12 protein-coding genes are annotated in these 19546 nt (G+C 68.1%); 3 read left to right on the top strand and 9 right to left on the bottom strand.

The genetic code is table 11. The annotated features are described in order from the left end of the window. Positions 1-38: 38 nt before the first annotated feature. The 9 genes from AC1D2H_RS02725 to argA all read right to left on the bottom strand — a co-directional run bounded on the left by AC1D2H_RS02725 (position 39) and on the right by argA (position 13221). Positions 39-440 carry an RNA-binding S4 domain-containing protein gene (locus tag AC1D2H_RS02725; protein WP_477928773.1) on the bottom strand — a complete coding sequence of 134 codons (402 nt, stop codon included), beginning with the start codon at positions 438-440 and terminating at the stop codon, positions 39-41. 17 nt (positions 441-457) lie between these two features. Beyond that, positions 458-1540, bottom strand: a complete 1083-nt coding sequence (gene hemH, locus AC1D2H_RS02720; protein WP_478009792.1) for a ferrochelatase — start codon at positions 1538-1540, stop codon at positions 458-460. Between the two features lie 146 nt (positions 1541-1686). Then, the gene (locus tag AC1D2H_RS02715; RefSeq protein WP_477928544.1) at positions 1687-2655 is read right to left on the bottom strand and encodes an adenylate/guanylate cyclase domain-containing protein; all 969 of its coding nucleotides are present in this window, start codon (positions 2653-2655) and stop codon (positions 1687-1689) included. 154 nt (positions 2656-2809) lie between these two features. Continuing rightward, on the bottom strand, positions 2810-5065 hold the full coding sequence (gene rpoD / locus AC1D2H_RS02710; protein ID WP_478009791.1) for an RNA polymerase sigma factor RpoD: 2256 nt from the start codon (positions 5063-5065) through the stop codon (positions 2810-2812). 360 nt (positions 5066-5425) lie between these two features. Continuing rightward, positions 5426-7324, bottom strand: coding sequence for a DNA primase (gene dnaG, locus AC1D2H_RS02705; protein ID WP_478009790.1), 1899 nt, complete (start codon positions 7322-7324; stop codon positions 5426-5428). Positions 7325-7333: 9 nt separating this feature from the next. Beyond that, the gene (locus AC1D2H_RS02700; RefSeq protein WP_478009789.1) at positions 7334-10495 is read right to left on the bottom strand and encodes a putative bifunctional diguanylate cyclase/phosphodiesterase; all 3162 of its coding nucleotides are present in this window, start codon (positions 10493-10495) and stop codon (positions 7334-7336) included. A gap of 309 nt (positions 10496-10804) precedes the next feature. Further along, the gene (locus tag AC1D2H_RS02695) at positions 10805-11101 is read right to left on the bottom strand and encodes an H-NS histone family protein (RefSeq protein WP_477928550.1); all 297 of its coding nucleotides are present in this window, start codon (positions 11099-11101) and stop codon (positions 10805-10807) included. 418 nt (positions 11102-11519) lie between these two features. Further along, positions 11520-11798 (bottom strand): oxidative damage protection protein, encoded by a 279-nt coding sequence (locus AC1D2H_RS02690; RefSeq protein WP_478009788.1) that lies wholly within the window; start codon positions 11796-11798, stop codon positions 11520-11522. 79 nt (positions 11799-11877) lie between these two features. Further along, the gene (gene argA, locus AC1D2H_RS02685) at positions 11878-13221 is read right to left on the bottom strand and encodes an amino-acid N-acetyltransferase (RefSeq protein WP_478009787.1); all 1344 of its coding nucleotides are present in this window, start codon (positions 13219-13221) and stop codon (positions 11878-11880) included. An 84-nt stretch (positions 13222-13305) separates the two neighbouring features. Here argA and AC1D2H_RS02680 point away from each other — a divergent pair, with 84 nt between their 5' ends. The 3 genes from AC1D2H_RS02680 to AC1D2H_RS02670 all read left to right on the top strand — a co-directional run bounded on the left by AC1D2H_RS02680 (position 13306) and on the right by AC1D2H_RS02670 (position 19538). Beyond that, positions 13306-13698 carry a VOC family protein gene (locus tag AC1D2H_RS02680; protein ID WP_478009786.1) on the top strand — a complete coding sequence of 131 codons (393 nt, stop codon included), beginning with the start codon at positions 13306-13308 and terminating at the stop codon, positions 13696-13698. A gap of 25 nt (positions 13699-13723) precedes the next feature. Beyond that, complete coding sequence (gene hrpA / locus AC1D2H_RS02675; protein ID WP_478009785.1) at positions 13724-17557, top strand: ATP-dependent RNA helicase HrpA; 3834 nt, start codon at positions 13724-13726, stop codon at positions 17555-17557. Between the two features lie 202 nt (positions 17558-17759). Continuing rightward, positions 17760-19538: an HDOD domain-containing protein gene (locus AC1D2H_RS02670; protein ID WP_478009784.1), complete on the top strand. Its 1779-nt coding sequence runs from the start codon at positions 17760-17762 to the stop codon at positions 19536-19538. Positions 19539-19546: the final 8 nt, after the last annotated feature.

The raw sequence follows: 19546 nt of genomic DNA, 5'->3' as shown, positions 1-19546 counted from the left end.
TGGTTTCAAGAGGGGGAATTCAAAACGAATTATCCGGGTCAACCCGGATCTTCATCGTCCAGGGAGACGGACCATCGGTCCCAGTCTGCCAAGCGGCGCCGGTCCTGCTTTGTCGGACGACCCTGGCTGATGGTGTCAGCCGGCTCCGGCGCCAGGCGACGCGCCTCAGCTGCGGCCTCACGGGCCGTGATGCTGGCCTGGGTTTCGGCGTAGAGCGCCTGGGCCTGCGGTGCCGGGCCGCGCTGGTTGGAGAGGCCCTTGACCTCGACCTCGCGGTTGACGACGCCGATGCGCAGGCTGAGCAGGTCGCCCGCCTTCACATCGCGTGACGGCTTGACCGGCTGGCCGCCGATGCGCACTCGGCCCAGGTTGATCTCCTCGACGGCCAGCGCACGGGTCTTGTAGAAGCGCGCGGCCCAGAGCCATTTGTCCAGCCGCATGCTGGCGAGCGCTTCGCTCACTGCTCGGCTCCAGCAGCCAGGGCTCGTTGGCGTTGCAGGGCCAGGGTGTCGGGGTGGGGTGCTTCGGTGATCCAGCCCTGCAGATGGCGCTCGGCCACCTTGGCGAGGGCCTTGATGCCGGCCGGATGGTCGTTCAGGCAGGGGATGTAGGCAAAGCGCTGGCCGCCGGCCGCCAGGAAGGCGGCGCGCGCCTCCTGGTTGATCTCTTCCAGCGTCTCCAGGCAGTCGACGGAGAAGCCCGGGCAGATGACGTCCACGGTCTTGAGCCCGCCCTTGGCCAGCTTGACCAGCGTGGGTTCCGTGTAGGGCTCCAGCCACTTGGCCTTGCCGAAGCGGCTCTGGAAGGTGACTTGCCACTCGCCATCTTTCAGGCTCAGGGCTTCGGCCAGCAGGCGACCCGTCTTCAGGCATTCACAGTGGTAGGGGTCACCGAGATGCAGGGTGCGCTCGGGCATGCCGTGAAAGCTCATGACGAGCTTGTCGCCGCGGCCCTCGCGTTGCCAGTGTTCGCGCACGGTCTGGGCCAGGGCGGCGATATAGCCCAGCTCGTCGTGATAGCGGTTGATGAAGCGCAGCTCGGGCACATGCCGGGTCTGCAGCGCCCAGCGGGCGACGTCGTCGATGACGCTGGCCGTCGTTGCGCCCGAGTACTGCGGGTAGGCCGGCAGCACGAGGATGCGGCGTACGCCGTCACGCTTGAGCGCATCCAGCGTCGTGGCAATGGCCGGCTGGCCGTAGCGCATCGCCATGGCCACGCGCACACCGAGCCGCCCCTGCAGCAGCTTGGCCTGCTTCTCCGTCCAGACCTTGAGTGGCGAGCCTTCTGGCATCCAGACGGTGGCGTACTTGGCGGCGGACTTGGCCGGGCGCACGCGCAGGATGATGCCGTGCAGGATCAGCAGCCACAGCAGCCGCGGGATCTCGACGACGCGGGGGTCGGCCAGGAACTGGGCGAGGTAGCGGCGCAGGGCAGGTGCATCCGGCGCATCGGGTGTGCCGAGATTGCAGAACAGGACGGCAACGTCGGGGCCAGCAGGCGCGGCGCCGTGGCGCTGCGGCGGTTCGGGGAGAAACGGCATGTCAGTTGATCGATTTTGCGGGCCGAGCGCTGGGCCGCTCCCGAGCCGGCCCGGGATGGCGATGTGCTTGCCGGTCGAACCGGCAAGCATCGCCGTCCCCTCGGGGGACCGGCCAAGGTACGCCTTGGACGAGGGGCACCATGTCTTCAGCGCCTGGAGCGAGGTCCGCCAAAGGGCTGGGGCTCGGTGTCGTAGAAGTGCAGCACCTCGAAGCGCACGATGGGCGACTGGTCGTCGGTGGGCATGCCGCCCAGGCCGATGACGCCGCTGCCATGCAGGGTGCAGCTGCCACGCTTGAGGCTGAGCAGCTCGCCCGAGTCGCCAAAGCGCACATAGGTGCCGTTGTAGGACAGGTCGGTCAGCTCGAAGCTGCTGCCTTGCCAGTCAATGCGGGCATGCGAGCGCGACACACGGGCGTCGGTGATGCAGTAGGTGGCCTGCACGCTGCGGCCCAGCACGATGGGCATGGCACCGATGTCGAAGACGCGGTCCAGATCCTGCCAGATCAGACGCATGCCGTCCGGCTCGGTCGAACGCATGGGCTCGCCGAACTGCGTGGCGGTGTCGTCGGCGCTGACCAGCGGCGCGGCGTCCATGCGGTAGACATGCACGGGCTCGATACGGCCGCGCACGGAGATGCGGTCCAGGCTGCGGAAGCGCCCCTTGGACGCGTGGTGCAGGCCGGTCAGCACCTCGGCCGTGATGAGGATCTCGCCGTCGCCGGCATGGTCGATGAGGCGGGCCGCGACGTTGACGGCGTCGCCGAAGCAGTCACCGTTGAGCTCCACGACCTCGCCGCGTGCCAGCGCCACCTGCAGGCGCAGCGGCAGCAAGCCGGAGTGGTTCTGGCGGCGCGCGCGCTGCACGGTCCGTTCCAGCATTTCCTGCATGCGCTGGGCAGCGCGCACGCCGTCGCGCGGCGTCTCGAAGGCGGCCATCAGGCCGTCGCCCAGGGTCTTGATCAGCTGGCCGCCACTTTCCAGCACGGCTTCGCTGATCTGGCCCACGGTCTGGGTAACCATGCCACTGGCTTCGGCATTCCCGAGGGCCTCGTACAGCCCGGTGCTGCCGCGCAGGTCGGCAAAAAGGACGGTGCGCTCGCGGATCGCGGTCATGTGAGCAGTTTATCGGCGTAAAAAAGGCCGGGTGTAGCCGGCCTTAGGGAAGTCGCACGCAGCTTGTGCCCAGCCTCGCTGCGCGAGTCAGGGCGCAAGTTGCATTGCCGCTGCGCGGCAGTTCGCTGAAGCGAACCACGCATCCGGCCAACCTTTACAGGTTATCCAGATACGTGCGCAACTTGTCACTGCGGCTCGGGTGCTTGAGCTTGCGGATCGCCTTGGCCTCGATCTGGCGGATGCGTTCACGCGTGACGTCGAACTGCTTGCCGACTTCTTCCAGCGTGTGGTCGCTCTGCATCTCGATACCGAAGCGCATGCGCAGCACCTTGGCTTCGCGCGGGGTCAGGCTGTCGAGGATGTCCTTCACCACGTCGCGCAGGCCGGCCTGCATCGCGGCCTCGATGGGCGCCGTGTTGTTGGTGTCCTCGATGAAGTCGCCCAGGTGGCTGTCGTCGTCGTCGCCGATCGGCGTCTCCATGGAGATCGGCTCCTTGGCGATCTTCATGATCTTGCGGATCTTGTCTTCCGGGATCTCCATCTTCTCGGCCAGCGTCGGGGCGTCCGGCTCGTAGCCGAACTCCTGCAAGTGCTGGCGCGAGATGCGGTTCATCTTGTTGATCGTCTCGATCATGTGAACCGGGATGCGGATGGTGCGGGCCTGGTCGGCGATGGAGCGCGTGATGGCCTGGCGGATCCACCACGTGGCATACGTCGAGAACTTGTAGCCGCGGCGGTATTCGAACTTGTCCACCGCCTTCATCAGGCCGATATTGCCTTCCTGGATCAGGTCCAGGAACTGCAGGCCGCGGTTGGTGTACTTCTTGGCGATGGAGATCACGAGGCGCAGGTTGGCCTCGATCATTTCCTTCTTCGCATCACGAGAGGCCTTTTCGCCCTCGTTCATCTTCTTGTTGATGTCCTTCAGATCGTCCAGCGGCACCACGGCCTTGGCCTGGATGTCGGTCAGCTTCTGCTGCAGTTCCTGCACCGGCGGCAGGTTGCGGGCGAGGATGACGCTGTAGGGCTTGCCGGCCGCGACTTCCTTTTCGGCCCACTTCAGGTTCAGCACATTGGGCGGGAAGGTCTTGATGAAGTGCTCTTGCGGCATGCCGCACTTGTCCACCACGATCTTGCGCAGTTCGCGCTCGTAGCGGCGCACGTCGTCGACCTGGCTGCGCAGGATGTCGCACAGCTTCTCGATGGTCTTGACCGTGAAGCGGATGGTCATCAGCTCCTGGCTGATGGCTTGCTGGGCCTTGTTGTAAGGGATCGACTTGTAGCCGTCCTTCTCGAAAGCCTTGCGCATCTTGTCGAAGGCAGCGGACATCGAGTCCAGCTTCACCAGCGCGGCGTTCTTCAGCTCTTCGAGCTTTTTGGTCAGGGCCTTGGAGCCGCCGTTGCCGTCGTCGTCGTCTTCCTCGTCGAACTCGTCGAAGTCTTCTTCGGCCACGTAGTCGTCGGCCTCGTCTTCGGCCACGAAGCCGTCAACGACGTCGGAGATCTGCATCTCGCCGGCGCGGATCTTGGTGGCGAACTCGAGGATGTGGGCGATGGTCGTCGGCGAGGCCGAGATCGCCAGCATCATGGCCTGCAGGCCGCCTTCGATGCGCTTGGCGATTTCGATTTCGCCTTCACGGGTCAGCAGCTCGACCGTGCCCATTTCGCGCATATACATGCGCACCGGGTCGGTCGTGCGGCCGAATTCGGAGTCCACCGTCGACAGCGCGGCTTCGGCGGCTTCTTCGGCTTCTTCTTCGGTCGACGTGGCGGTCGTGTTGCCCTGGATCAGCAGCGTGGCGGCGTCGGGCGCCTGCTCGTAGACCGCGATGCCCATGTCGTTGAGCATGGAGATGATGGCCTCGAGGATTTCCTCGCTGACCAGCTTCTCGGGCAAGTGGTCGTTGATTTCCTGGTGCGTCAGGAAACCACGCGTCTTGCCCATCTTGATGAGGGTCTTCAGCTCGCTGCGGCGCTTGTGGGCTTCCTCTTCGGTCAGCGCGGTCTCTTCAAGACCGAACTCACGCATCAGCGCGCGCTCCTTGGCGCGGCTGACCTTCATGCGCAGCGGCTTGGCCTTGACGGTTTCCTCCTCGACCGCGGCCGTCTCTTCGACGGCCTCGGGCTCTTCGCCTTCGATTTCGGCGTCGATGTCGGAGAAGTCTTCCTCGTCCTCGGCTTCCTTCTTGCCGCCGACCTTCTTGGTCTCGGTCGCCGCCTTGGGCTTGCGACCGCGCTTGGGCTTGTCCTCTTCAGCCACGGCGGCCTTGGCCGTCTTCGTGGCAGGCTTGGCCGCGGCCGCCTTGGTGGTCTTGGCGGGCGCCTCGGCTGCAGCCTTCACGGCCGTCTTTTTCTTGAGCTCCTCGGCTGGAGCGGGGCTGGCCTTGGGCGCGGTCTTCTTGGCGGTCATGCAGGTCCTTCGTGTTTGCGCGGTCAATTCTGAAATGCAGCAGCCACCGCGGCCGGCCCGGGCTCGATCGCAAAACCGGCGGGGCAGGGGGCGGTGGCTTTCGTCGCCAGGTATCAACCGGATATCGGCCGAGGGACCCAGGCGTGGCGCGAACAAGCTGGCGTGATCGTTTGGTGTGCAGAGGTGGCGGGTGAGTTGGCCTTTAAAACCCCTTGGGTCTTGCCCGTTGGGTTGCCCAGTGTCGCTGGGTGGCCGGGGTCCGGCATCTCTCTGCCGTCACTCTTGTTGACGCGCGCGGAAAACACAAGATTATCAGCGATCCGCAGCCAAATTGCAAAACGGTGACAGGTAAACCCGTATTCAGGCCGCCTGAGCCCCGCCGCCCTTGAACTCGTCGGCACGGGCGCGGAGCTGCCGGTAGCGCAGGCGGTCGGCCTCGCTGAGGGAGGGTTGCGCCAGCAAGCTGGCGATTTCGGCGTCGATCTGGTCGCGCCTGAGCTTGGTCAGCGCTGCCGTCAATTCCTTCGCCGGGGTGGCGTCGGCGCCCAGGTCGTGAACCGGGTGGATGACCTGGGCGGCGCGCGCGCCCAGCCCGGCCTCGGCCAGGCCCACCTCGATGGCGGCCCAGGGCGTCGAGCCGTGGTGTGTCAGCTGTCGCTCCAGCCATTGGATGAGCTCGCCGTGCAGGCCGGGCAGGTCATGCAGCAGCGCACGGTCCTCGTCGGCCAGCGTCTCCCAGAGCTCGCTGTGCTGCAGCAGCAGGCGGGTGGCGTGGTCGGTGGCCGTCGCCGGTGCGGCCCGCGGGCCTGCCGGGCGCTCCTCGGCGTCCCGGCGGGATTTCCAGTCGCCCTTGCCCTTCCATTCACCTTTGGGCTTCCATTCGCCCTTGGGTTGCCAACGCGGCTTTTCCGCCGGGGCGCCTGCTTCGGCGGCGGGTGCGGCGGCTGGGGCCGGCTCGCCCAGCCACAGCGCCTGCAGCTCGGCTTCCGGCATCTGGCCCTGGCGCGCCAGTTCGCCCAGCAGTTGCCGGCGCAGCAGACTGTCGGGCAACAGGTTCCACAGCGGGCGCGCCTGGTTGAGCATGCGGGCCCGCCCCTCGGGCGTACCGAGATCGCAACCCTCGCCCGCCACGGTGACCAACTGCCGCGACAGCGGGACAGCCGTCTCGATGCAACGCTCGAAGGCCTCGGCGCCCAGTTCGCGGACGTAGGAGTCGGGGTCGTGCTCGGGCGGCAGGAACAGGAACTTGACCGTTCGCGTCTCGGTCGCATGGGGCAGGGCGGCCTCCAGAGCGCGCCCGGCAGCGCGCCGGCCGGCGGCGTCGCCATCGAAACTGAAGACGACGGACTCGGTGTGCCGGAAGAGCTTGTGCACATGGTCGGCCGTGCAGGCCGTGCCGAGCGTCGCGACGGCGTTGCCGATGCCGTGCTGAGCCAGGGCGACGACGTCCATATAGCCCTCGACGACGAGGGCGTGGCCGCGCTGGCGGATGGCCTGGCGGCCCTCGAAGAGGCCGTAGAGCTCGCGGCCCTTGACGAAGACGGGCGTCTCGGGCGAGTTCAGGTATTTGGGCTCGCCCTTGTCCAGCACGCGGCCGCCGAAGCCGATGACCTCCCCCTGCACGTTGCGGATGGGGAACATGACGCGGTCGCGGAAGCGGTCGTAGCGCTTGGCGTCCTGGCCGGGCTCGGCCTCTGGCGTGATGACGAGGCCGGACTCGACGAGCTGGGGATCGTCATAGCTCGGGAATCCGCTGGCCAGCGAACGCCAGCCCTCGGGGGCATAGCCCAGGCCGAAGCGGGCGGCGATCTGGCCCGTCAGGCCGCGACCCTTCAGGTAGTTGACGGCCCGCTCGGATTCGCGCAGCTTGGCCTTGTAGAAGTCCGCGGCATGGGCGAGCACATCCGTCAGGCTCTGCTGCCTGGCCTTCTCGGCCTTGGCGCGTTCGCGCTGCTCGGGGCTGCGCTCGTCCTGCGGCACCTGCATGCCGACCTGCTGGGCCAGGTCTTCCACGGCCTCGACGAAGGTGGCGGCCGTGTGCTCCATCAGGAAGCCGATGGCATTGCCATGCACGCCGCAGCCGAAGCAGTGGTAGGTCTGGCGGATCGAATTGACGTTGAAGCTCGGCGACTTCTCGCCATGGAAGGGGCACAAGCCCTTGTGGTTGGCGCCGGCCTTCTTCAGTTCGACGTGGCGGCCCACCACCTCGATGATGTCGACGCGGGCGAGCAGATCCTGGATGAAGCCTTGGGGTATCACCCCGAGAGTTTAAAGATTCGCCTGCGAGGGGCTGCGCAGCTGGGCGATCCAGTCGCTTTTGCCGAAGGTCTGCATCCAGCCCGGCAGGGCCGACGCCGGCATGGCCGCAGCGATGCCGTTGCCCTGGCCGAGGCGGCAGCCCAGGCGCAGCAGCTCCCGCGCGTGGGCGCGGCTCTCGACGCCCTTGGCGAGCACGGCGCAGCCGATGTTGCGCGCCAGGCCGATGACGCCTTCCACCAGCGACAGATCCTGGGCGTCGCCCAGCATGCCCTGCACATAGCTGCGGTCGAGCTTGAGGGTGTCGACGGCCAGGCGCTTGAGTGAACCCAGGCGCGAGTAGCCGGCGCCGAAGTCGTCCAGCGCGATGCCGACGCCCAGGCCCAGGCAGCGCTGGATGAGCGCCTGCGTGGCGACCGTCTCGGCCAGCGCGTCGGACTCCAGCACGTCCAGGTGCAGCAGGTGGGCAACCTCGGGCGACTGGCGCTGGATGAGCTCCTGCAGACGCTGCGGGAAGTCGTGGCGGCGCAGCTGGCGGGCGCCGACGTTGACGCTGATCGGCAGGCCCTTGCCGTCGTTGACGCCCGCCCGCAGCCAGGCCGTCGCCTGGGCCAGGGCCTGCTCGATGACCCAGTCGCCGATCTGCACGGCCAGGCCGGTCGTCTCGACGACGGGCAGGAAATGCGCCGGCGCCAGCAGGCCGCGCTCGGGGTGCTGCCAGCGCAGCAGCGCCTCGACGCCCACGACCTGGCCCGTGCGCAGGTCGATCTGGGGTTGGTAGTGCAGCTGCAGTTCGTTGCCGTCCAGCGCCTTCTGCAGGCGGGCCACGGCAATCAGGCCGGCCTCGTCGCGCTGGTCCAGCGTCGGGTCATGGAACTGGATGCCGCCGCGGCCAGCATGCTTGGCGCGGTAGAGGGCATGGCCGGCGTGGCGCAGCAGCGTCTCGGGGTCGGCATCGTCCTGGGGGTAGACGGTGGCGCCCATGCTGGCGCCGATCTCGATGGCCAGGCCGCTGCCGACACGGTTCTCGCGAATCGCCACCGGCGTGGAGAGCACGGCCAGCAGGCGGTCGGAGGCGCGCTGCGCTTCCTCGGGTGTCTGCACGCGCATCAGCACGGCGAACTCGTCGCCATGCAGGCGGGCCAGCTGGTCGGCGGTGTCCGGCGCGTCGCCGCGCGAGCCGCGCAGCGTGGCCTGCAGCCGGCCGCTGAGCTGCAGCAGCACGGCGTCGGCAAGGAGCTGGCCGTGTTCGGCATTGACGCGGGCGAACTCGTCCAGGTCGATCAGCGCGACGACCAGCTTGAAGCCGTCGCGGTTGGCGGCGCCCAGGGCCTGGTGCAGGCGGCGCATGAATTCGTCGCGGTTGGGCAGGCCGGTGGCGACGTCAAAGCGCAGGCTGCGCCGCAACTGGTCCTGCTGGCGCAGGCTCTCGCCCAGATCGGTCAGGCTCAGCAGCCGCCAGCGCGGGCTGACGCCTTCGGGCTCCGGCACGGGGCTGAGCTTGGCGGCGAAGACATGCTGGCCGCCGTCGTCCAGCTCGGCTTGCAGCTGGCCCGCCCACGACAGGCCGTCGTTCAGCGCGGCCTGCAACTCGGCGGCTTCATGGCCGCTGCGCTGCAGATTGGCGATGCTGAGCGGCGCCGCCGGCCGGCCGATGAGGGTTTCGCGCGAAGCATGCAGGATGTCGCAATAGGCGGCGTTCACCTCGACGATGCGCCACTGCGTGTCGATGATGGCGAGGCCCTCGCTGGCCTGCTGGAAGAGCGTGGCCGACAGGCGTTCACGCTCTTCGGCCGTGTGACGCCAGCTGACGTCGGCCAGCGTGGCGATCAGGCCCCGGGCGCGCCCGCGGCGGTCGCGCAGCGGCACATGGGCCTGCAGCTCATGCCAGCGCCAGTCGCCGCCGTCTGCCGCCAGACGCAGCGACAGGGCGAGCTGCTTGCGCTGCGGGTCGCCCAGCAGCTCGCGCAGTGCGCGCCGCAGGGGCTCGCGGTCGCGCGGGTGGGCCAGGCCGACCCAGTCAAGCGGCGCACTGCCGGCCGCGGTGCCGTCGACCGGCGTTGTCAGGGCCTGCCAGCGCGCCGACGCGTGGCGGCGGCCCTCGGGCAGGCGCCACTCGGCCAGGGCCAGGCCCTGGGCATCGAGGGCGCTGCGCCAGCCGTCGCGGTCGCGCAGCTGGTGGTGGCTCAGCGCAATCAGCAGCAGGGGCAGCAGCGCCAGTCCGGCCCCCAGGGCGTAGGCGGCCAGCGTGGGCGGCGCGCCAATGGCCCACAGGCCCAGCAGCGCAGCGCCCAGCACGGCGTTGGTGCGCGGCGCGGCCTGCAGGGCGTGAAGGCAGAGCAGCAGATGCGGCAGCAGCAGCAGCGCGCCGGGCTCGGGCAGCCAGATCAGGCCCGCCTGGGCGATGGCGGCGGCGGCCGCCAGCAGACGGGCGGTCCAGCGCCCGCCGCGGCGTGGCCGTTGGGTGCTGGCCTGCATCGTCGTGCCCGCGCTGAGCAGCGCCAGTCCCCAGGCGGCGGCCAGTTCCAGGGCGCCAGCGGTGGCGCCTCGCCAGCTCAGCCCGGCGGCCATCAGGGCCGCGAGCGCAAAAACGCCAGCCAGGGCCGGCGCCCCGAGGCCAGCCAGCAAGCCGAAAAGCAGCACTTCCCGGCGACCGCTGAGCCGACCGGTCAGGCGCTGTCGGCGCAGCAGCGTGCGGTTCAGCGTGATGGCCAGCAGCGGCAGTGCCAGGGCCGTCAGCATGGGAGCGGAGAGCAGCAGGTCCAGGGCCGCGGCCGGGTCGGCGGGCGAGCGCACCAGCAGGGGCAGCCCCCCGCCCAGCAGCAGGCCGGCCATGACCAGGGGCAGCACCCAGGCGCTCAGCCGCCACAGCGCCAGCAGACCGAGGGCCGCCAGCAGCATGGGCAGCAGCAGGTCCTGGGCCGGCATGGCCGCGGCGGGCTGGGGAATGCGCAGCAAGGGCGGCAGCGCGTCGGCCGACAAGCCCCAGGCGGTGACCAACCCACCCCCCAGGCCGGCCAGCGCGGCCAGGGCGACGCGGCGCAGACGGCGCCAGCCACGCCGGTCATGGATGCGACGCGGGCCGGGCGGCAATGTCGTCGAGGGCGGCGCCTGGACGCTCAGGTCGGGCGCCTGGCCGTCGGCGAATTCCGGGGCACCGGAATGCAGGTCCATCGTCAAGCCTCAGGCGCACATACCCAGGCCGGCGCGCGCGAACCCGGCGCTGGCTGGGTGATTGGGCGGCAATGGCTGGGCATGGGTGCAATCTCGTTCCCGCCACGGCGTGGCAACCCTGGGAGAAACCCCTGGGGTTGGCGCGCGGACAGCGTGACGAAAGGCATGGCGCAGTTTAGGTGGCAGCGTCGCCAGAAAAGAAAAGGGCCATCCCGTAGATGGATGGCCCTGCTGGTGGCGCGCCGCAACGGCGCGCAAAACCTGAATCTGTACAAAACCGGCGCTCGGAACGGCGCCGGGAATCTTTTGTCAGACGGCGAAATCGGTCAGCTTGGCGCCGCCGGCGACGGCCGCCTTCAGCCATTTGGGCTGCAGACCGCGGCCGCTCCAGGTTTCGCCGGTGGCCTGGTTGCGATACTTGGCCGCCACCTTGGACACCTTGACCGGCTTGGGGGTGCGCATGCTGAGGTCGGCCACCGACAGGCCATATTCGCTCATCAGGGATTTCACCTTGGCCACCGCTTCGCTGCGTTCGCGGTCCTTGGTTTGGCTGATCTGGTGATCGAGTGCCTCGCGTTGGGCCAGGAGTTCTTTCAGGGTGGACATGCTGCTATTCCTCTTGCGATTTGAGCGGGGAGACTCGCGGCATTGGCTGCCGCGGCCTCGGAGCCTTCGGGCCGGCTGACCGCGAGTATCTCCGTGAACGAATTAAATCGCGACGGGTGGCATGAATGCAAGGGTTTTCGTTGGCAGCCTGCGACGAGTTTCTCTCGGGTTCGGGTTAATTGCCCATTTGGCGCCTTCGAGCAGCGTTCCCGCCATGGGTGCAGTCTCTGAAACTGAAACAGAAAGGGCCGGCGACTGACGTCCCGGCCCTGCGCATATGCCGACTGATTTGCGCTTATTCGCTGGGCGGCACGTAGCCGGCCACCGCTTCGGCACCTGTGCCGAAGAAAAACTGTTGGTGCGGCTCACTTGGCCTTTGTCCAAATGAGCCCGCCCCCCAATTCTTCATTCGCTGCGCTCAAGCCGGTGGCGGGACGTAGCCCGCCACCGCTTCGGCACCCGTGCCGAAGAAGAATTGTTCAGCCTGACGCATCAAGTATTGGCGGGCGCGCAGGTCGGCGAGGTTGAGGCGATTTTCATTGACCAGCATGGTCTGATGCTTCATCCAGGCGGCCCAGGCTTCCTTGCTGACGTTTTCCCAAACCTTCTTGCCGAGTTCGGTGTGAGCCGGGTAGGGCGGGAAGTCCAGCCCTTCGGCTTCCTTCTTCAGATAGGCGCATTGGACGACGCGGGGCATGGTGGACTCCTACAAACACGAGAAATGGGAAACGGCCGGCACTTTAGCGCGCGGGCCGTTGGGGTGAGCCCGGCGGGGCTTAGTTGAATCGTTTGACCAGCACGAGGGAGCGCCGATCCCAGTTGTATTTGCGCTTGCGCTCTTCAGGCAGCCATTCGGGATCCATCTGCTGGAAGCCGCGCTTGATGAACCAGTGCATGGTGCGTGTCGTCAGCACGAAGATGCTGTCCAGGCCCATGGCCTTGGCGCGTTGCTCGATTCTTTTCAGCAGCCGGTCGCCGTCCCCCTGACCCTGCACTTCGCTGGATACCGTCAGCGCGGCCATTTCGGCGGTGCGGGCCTCGACGTAGGGGTAGAGGGCCGCGCAGCCGAAGATGACGCCGTCGTGCTCGATGACGGTGTAAAGCTCGGCGTCACGCTCGATCTCGGTACGGCTGCGCTTGACCAGCGTGCCGTCACGCTCGAAGGGCTCGATGAGCTGGATGATGCCGGCCACGTCGTCCGCGCTGGCCTCGCGCAGGCTCTCCAGCTTTTCGTCGACGACCATGGTGCCGATGCCGTCGTGGGTGTAGACCTCCTGCAGCAGGGCGCCATCGACGGCGAACGGGATGATGTGGGAACGTTCCACGCCGGCACGGCAGGCCTCGGCGCAGTGGCGCAGATAGAAGGCGACGTCGGTGGGCTCGGGCGTCGCGCTGGCCTTGGCCAGCATGCGGTCGGCGTCGGCCACGGCCAGCTCGGTGTCGATGGGGCTGTCCGGGTCGTCCGGGTTCTCGGGTACGCCATCGACCTCGCAGACAAACAGCAGCTTGTCGGCCTGCAGCGCGATGGCCGTGGATGTGGCTACGTCCTCCATGCTCAGGTTGAAGGCCTCGCCGGTGGGCGAGAAGCCGAAGGGAGACAGCAGCACGATGGCGCCGATGTCCATGGCACGTTGGATGGCGGCGGCGTCGACCTTGCGCACCAGGCCGGAATGCTGGAAGTCCACGCCGTCGACGATGCCGACCGGCCGGGCGGTCAGGAAGTTGCCCGAGACGACGCGCACCGTGGCATTGGCCATGGGCGTGTTGGGCAGGCCCTGGCTGAAGGCCGCCTCGATCTCGAAGCGCAGCTGACCGGCGGCCTCCTGGGCGCAGTCCAGGGCGACGGCATCGGTGATGCGGCGGCCGTGGCTGTAGCGCGGCACCTGGCCCTTGGCGATCAATTGCTCGTTGACCTGGGGGCGGAAACCATGGACGAGGACGATCTTGATGCCCATGGCGTGCAGGATGGACAGGTCCTGCACGAAGGCGTTCAGCTTGCCGGCGGCGACCAGCTCGCCCGGCATGCCGACGACGAAGGTCTCGCCGCGGTAGGCATGGATATAGGGCGCCACGGCGCGAAACCAGGGCACGAAGGTATGGGGAAAGACAAGACCGGTCATGGCCGAATTGTCGCCCGTGACTCGGGTCACTTGACGCTGTCATATCCGGCTCCGAGGATCGCCGTTTCACCACCGGAGACCGCGATGAAGGACTATCAAGACGTCTACATGACTCCAGGCGCCTTCAGCTGGAACGAGTTGGGCACACCCAACCCCAAGGCCGCCTGCGAGTACTACGGCAGCCTGTTCGGCTGGACCTTCGACACGATGAATATGGGGCAGGGCGACTATCACGTCATCAAGGTCGGCGAAGTCGCGGTGGGCGGGGTCATGACGCCGCCGGCACCCGGCCCCGCGATGTGGGGCGCCTACGTCACCGTCGAGAACTGCGACGCCACGGTCGAGAAGGCCAAGAGCCTGGGCGGCACGGTCTGCGCCGGGCCCTTCGACATCCCCACCATCGGTCGCATGGCCGTGCTGCAGGACCCCCAGGGTGCCGTCGTCCAGGTCATCAGCTACTTCCCGCGGACCGAGTGACGCTCTGCGGGACAATCCCGCCGCAATGAATTCTGAAACGTCCGAGAGCCGGTTGCCTCAACCGGCTCTTTCCATTTCCTTTCCCGAATCGCTGCCCGTCTCGGCGCGGCGCGATGAGATCGCCGCTGCGATGGCCGAGCACCAGGTCGTCATCGTCTGTGGCGAGACCGGCTCCGGCAAGACCACCCAGCTGCCCAAGATCGCGCTGGCGATGGGCCGTGGGCGCCTCAACGGTGGCGGCCTGATCGGCCACACCCAGCCGCGGCGCATTGCCGCCAGCAGCGTCGCCAAGCGCATTGCCGAGGAACTGAAGACGCCGCTGGGCGAGGTCGTCGGCTACAAGGTCCGCTTCCAGGACCGGCTGGCCAAGACCGCCTCGGTCAAGCTGATGACCGACGGCATCCTGCTGGCCGAGACGCAGAGCGATCCGCTGCTCAAGGCCTACGACACCATCATCATCGACGAGGCCCATGAGCGCAGCCTCAACATCGACTTCCTGCTCGGCTATCTGCGCGAGCTGCTGCCGCGCCGGCCCGACCTGAAGATCGTCGTCACGTCGGCCACCATCGACGCCGACCGCTTCGCCAAGCATTTCGAGTCCAGCAAAGGCCCGGCGCCAGTGCTGATGGTGTCGGGGCGTCTCTACCCGGTGGAGCAGCGCTACCGGCCCTTCGAGGAAAGCCGCGAGTACGACCTCAACAACGCCATCACCGACGCGGTGGACGAGTTGTGGCGCGAGGGCGGTGGCGACGTGCTGGTCTTCCTGCCCGGCGAGCGCGAGATCCGCGAGGCGGCCGAGGCGCTGCGCAAGCACCACCCGCCCGGCGTGGACGTGCTGCCGCTGTTCGCGCGGCTGTCGCCGGCCGAGCAGGACAAGGTGTTCGAGCCGCACGGCCAGCGCCGCATCGTGCTGGCCACCAATGTGGCCGAGACCTCGCTGACGGTGCCGGGCATCCGCTACGTCATCGACCCGGGCCTGGCGCGGGTCAAGCGCTACAGCTACCGCAACAAGGTCGAGCAGCTGCTGATCGAGCCGATCAGCCAGGCGGCCAGCAACCAGCGCGCAGGCCGCTGCGGCCGCGTGTCCAACGGCATCTGCATCCGTCTCTACAGCGAGAAGGAATTCAACGAGCGGCCCAAGTTCACCGACCCGGAAATCCTGCGCTCGTCCCTGGCCGGCGTCATCCTGCGCATGAAGGCCCTGCACCTGGGCGAGGTCGAGCGCTTCCCCTTCCTGGAGCCGCCTCGCCCGAAGGCGATCGCCGACGGCTACCAGCTGCTGGCGGAACTCGGCGCGACCGATGACGACAACGAGCTGACGCCACTGGGCAAGGAACTGTCGCGCCTGCCGCTGGACCCGCGCGTGGGTCGCATGATCCTGGAAGCCAAGACGCGCGAGGCGCTGACGGAGGTGCTGGTCATCGCCTCGGCGCTGAGCGGCCAGGACGTGCGCGACCGGCCCATGGAAGCGGCCCAGGCCGCCGACGAGAAGCACAAGAAGTTCGACGATGAGAAGAGCGAGTTCAGCGGCTATCTGAAGCTGTGGAAATGGCTGGAAGAGAGCAAGGGCGGTGGTACCGAGCACAAGCTGTCCAACCGTCGCTACGAGCAGTTGCTGCGCGAGAACTTCGTCAGCATCCGCCGCGTGCGCGAATGGCGCGACGTGCATTCGCAACTGCTCACCGTCGTCACCGAGCACGGCTGGCGTTTGAACCAGAGCCCCGCCACCTACGAGCAGCTCCACCTGTCCATGCTGGCCGGGCTGCTGGGCAATATCGGCCAGAAGAGCGACGACGAGGACTGGTATCTCGGCGCGCGCGGCATCAAGTTCTACCGCCACCCCGGCGCCCACCTGAGCAAGAAGCCTGGCCGCTGGATCGTGGCCGCCGAGCTGGTCGACACCTCGCGCCTCTACGGCCGCGGCATCGCCAACATCGAGCCGCAGTGGCTGCCGCCCATCGCCGGCCACCTGATCAAGACCCAGCTGCTGGAGCCGCACTGGGAGAAGAAGGCCGCCGAGGTCGTGGCGCTCGAGCGCGCGACGCTGTACGGCATCGTGCTGTACAGCAACAAGCGTGTGAACTTCGGCCGCGTCGACCCCAAGGCGGCGCGCGAGATCTTCATTCGCGAGGGCCTGGTCAACGACGACCTGCCGGACGAGCTCGTGCGGCAGCTGCCCTTCCTCGGCCACAACCGCCGCCAGATCGCCAAGGTCGAGGCGCTGGAGCACAAGTCGCGCCGCCAGGACGTGCTGGTGGACGACGAGCTGATCTACGCCTTCTACGACGACAAGCTGCCGGCCCATGTGTTCTCGGGCGCCACGCTGCTGAAGTGGTGGCGCGAGGCCAGCAAGTCCAACGACAAGCTCCTGCAGCTCAGCCAGGACGAGCTGATGCGCCACGAGGCCTCTGGCGTCACCAGCGAGGCCTTCCCCAAGGTCATCCGCCTGGGCGGTGTGGACTGTGCGGCGACCTATCTGCACCAGCCGGGCGACGCCCGCGACGGCCTGACGGTGACCGTGCCCATCTTTGCGTTGAACCAGGTCAGCGAGGAGCGCGCCGAATGGCTGGTGCCCGGCATGCTGGCGCAGAAGGTGACGGCGCTGCTGAAGAGCCTGCACCAGAAGCCGCGCGCCCGCCTCACGCCGCTGCCGGACTTCGTGGCCGAGTTCATCGAGCTGCAGCCCTTCTGCCAGGGTGGTCTGGTGGACACGCTGCTCAGGGCCGTGAGGGACCGCAGCCAGATTGCCGTGCAGCGCAACGACTTCAAGCTGGAGCTGCTGGCGCCCCATCTGTTCATGAACTTCCGCGTGGTGGACGAGCATGGCCGCCAACTGGGGCAAGGCCGCCAGCTCGCCGCGCTGAAGGCCGAGCTGGGTGGGCAGGCGCGGTCGGCCTTCCAGGCACTGGCGGCCTTGAAGCTGCCGGCGGCGGAGCCGGCTCCGCAGCCTCAACCCGAGCGCGGCGTCCGCGCCGAGATCGTCAAGCCCGTGGCGCCGGCGCGTGATGCCAGCCAGAGCTATACAGACTGGACCTTTGGCGAGCTCCCCGAGCTGCTGGAGGTGCGCAAGGGCGGCCAGACGCTGATCGGCTTCCCGGCCTTGATCGACAAGGGCAACGCGGTCGAGATCGAGGTCTTTGACGAGCCCGAGGTGGCGGCCGCCAGGCACCGTGCCGGCCTGCGCCGCCTGATCGCGCTGCAGCTCAAGGAGCCGCTGAAGTTCCTCGAGAAGAACATCCCCGACCTGCAGCGCATGTCGGTGCTCTATATGGGTCTGGGTACGGCCGAGGACCTGCGTGACCAGATCATCGGCGTGGCCCTGGACCGCGCCTTCCTGGCCGACCCGCTGCCAACTGATCCGATCAGCTTCAAGAAGCGCATCGAGGAGGGCCGCAGCCGGCTCAACCTCATTGCCCAGGAAGTCGCCCGCGCCGTGCATGCCGTGCTGCAGGAGCTGGCCAACGCGACTCGCAAGCTCAAGGACTCGCGTCCGGCCAAGGAGGTCGGCGACGACGTCACGGCCCAGCTGCAGCGCCTGGTGCCCAAGCGCTTTGCGCTGGACACGCCCTGGAGCCAGCTGCAACACCTGCCCCGCTACCTCAAGGCCATCACGACGCGCCTGGACAAGTTGCGGACCGACCCGCTGCGCGACACCAAGCTGATGAGCGAGGTCAAGCCGCTGGAGCAACGCTACACACGCCGCGTCGCCGAGCTCAAGGGCGTGCGGGATGCGCGGCTGGACGACTTCCGCTGGCAGCTGGAGGAGTTGCGCGTCAGCCTGTTTGCGCAGGAATTGCGCACGCCGCAGCCGGTCAGCGTGAAGCGGTTGGACAAAGTGTGGAGTCAGCTGACAAGCTGAGAGATCGCGGCGAATGCCTACGCTCGCGGCTTGGCGACGGTGTAAAAGCGACGAGGTCCTGGTTCGAAGCGTGAGCTGCTGCACGCAAGACCCGGACTGCCGAGGAAATCCGTCGCATTTCGACGCTTGCCTGCAAGCTGGACACTTCTAGCCTGGAGTCCAATGCAGGGACACCATCTGTTACAGCCTGCCCACGTCCACCGTGCCTGAAACCAGCCCTGCCGCCCCACCGCTGAAAGCTTTTGGCCGCTTCGAGTTGCGCGCGCTGTTGTCCAAGAGCGCACGCAGCCTGATCTGGCGCGTCTTCGACAGCCGCCATGGCCAGGAACTGATGCTGTGCATGCCGCGGGACAAGCCCAACAGCGCGGCGGCCCTGGAGCACTGGCTGCGCATGGCCCAGGGGGCCGAGCGCGTGCAACACCCCAACCTCGCGCCGCCCTTCGAGATCGGCCAGGTCGAGAACTGGCCCTATGTGGCCTACGACCGCGCGCTGGGCGAGACGCTGGACGAGCGCCTGGCCCGCCAGGCCGCGCCGCTGCCGATCGACGGCGCCGGCTGGGTGGCCCAATTGCTGGAAGGCCTGGCCTTTGCCCACGAGGCCGGCCACGCCCACCGCGACATCCAGATGGCCAGCCTCGTCATCGACGCCAGCGACAAGGTGCGGCTCGTCGGCCTCGAAGTCGCGCAGGAGGTCTTCCCTGCAACGGCGGACTTCAATGCCGTGACCCGTCGCGCCGTGCGCGAGTCGGCCGAGGAGGACGTGCTCTGCGTCGGCCTGCTGCTCAACCGCATCCTCAGCGGCAAGCCGGTGCTGGAGGAGAACGATCTGCAGCATGTCGTGCAGCAGATGCAGCCCGTCGGCCGCGAGATGGTGCGCCTGGGCTGGGAGACGCCCCATCCCATCCCCGACCCGCTGCGCGCCATCTGCAACCGTGCCACCGACCGCCAGTTGCGCCAGCGCTACCACCTCGCCCGCAGCTTCTGGCGCGCGCTGGACGGCTGGCGCACCTCGGCTGCGCACGACAGTGGCGGCCCCGTGGCACTGTTGATGGACAAGCTGCAGCGCGTCGGCCACCTGCCGACGACGACCAGTGGCCTGCACCGTTTCACGGGAGGCTCGGGCCTGGAGTCCCAGCACGCCAGCGCGCTGTCCGAGTTCGTGCTGAAGGACATGGCCCTGAGCCTGGAGCTGGTGCGTCGCGTCAACAACGCGCTCAAGCAGAGCGGCCACCAGGGCGAGACCGTGCTGAACATGCAGCGCGCCATCCAGATGCTGGGCCTGGACGGCCTGCAGTACGCGGCCAATTCGCTCAAGGCCTGGCCGGGACCGTTGGCGCCGGTGGCCGCCGAGATGCTGCGCCAGCTGATGGCCCGCACGGCCAAGGCGGCCCAGGTGGCGCAGGCGCTGCGCCCGGCGGGCTACGACGGCGAGGTCGTGCACCTGATCACGGTCATGCAGAACCTCGGCCGGCTGCTGCTGCAATACCACTTCCCCGACGACGCCCAGCAGATCCGCCAGCTGATGGTGCCGCCGGAGCCGACGGAGGACCAACCCACGCCGCCGGCGATGAGCGAGCAGGCGGCGGCCTATGCGGTGCTGGGCTGCGACCTGGACGCCCTCGGCGCCGCCGTGGCCCGCCACTGGGGCCTGGGCGACGAGCTGCTGCACATGATCCGCCGCCAGCCGCTGGAAGGCGCCGTGCATCCGCCGCGCAGCGACGCCGACACGCTGCGCCTGACCTGCAGCTTTGCCAACGAACTGGTCGATGCCCTCGGCCTGCCCGAAGCCCGTCGCCGCCCGGGCCTGGAAGCCGCGACGCGGCGCTATGCCAAGCCGCTGGGCATCGGCCTGCGCGAGGTGATGGAGGCCCTGAACCCCGGCACCCACAAGCCACCGACCGCGGCCGCCAGGCCCGAAGAGGGCGCCCAACCGGCCGCGTCGTCGCTGCGCGACCGCCTGTCCGCCCGGGGCGGTTCCTAGCAAGGCGC

The organism is Roseateles sp. P1_C1_2 (assembly GCF_056406535.1).
This window is presented reverse-complemented; position numbering and strand designations above follow the sequence as displayed.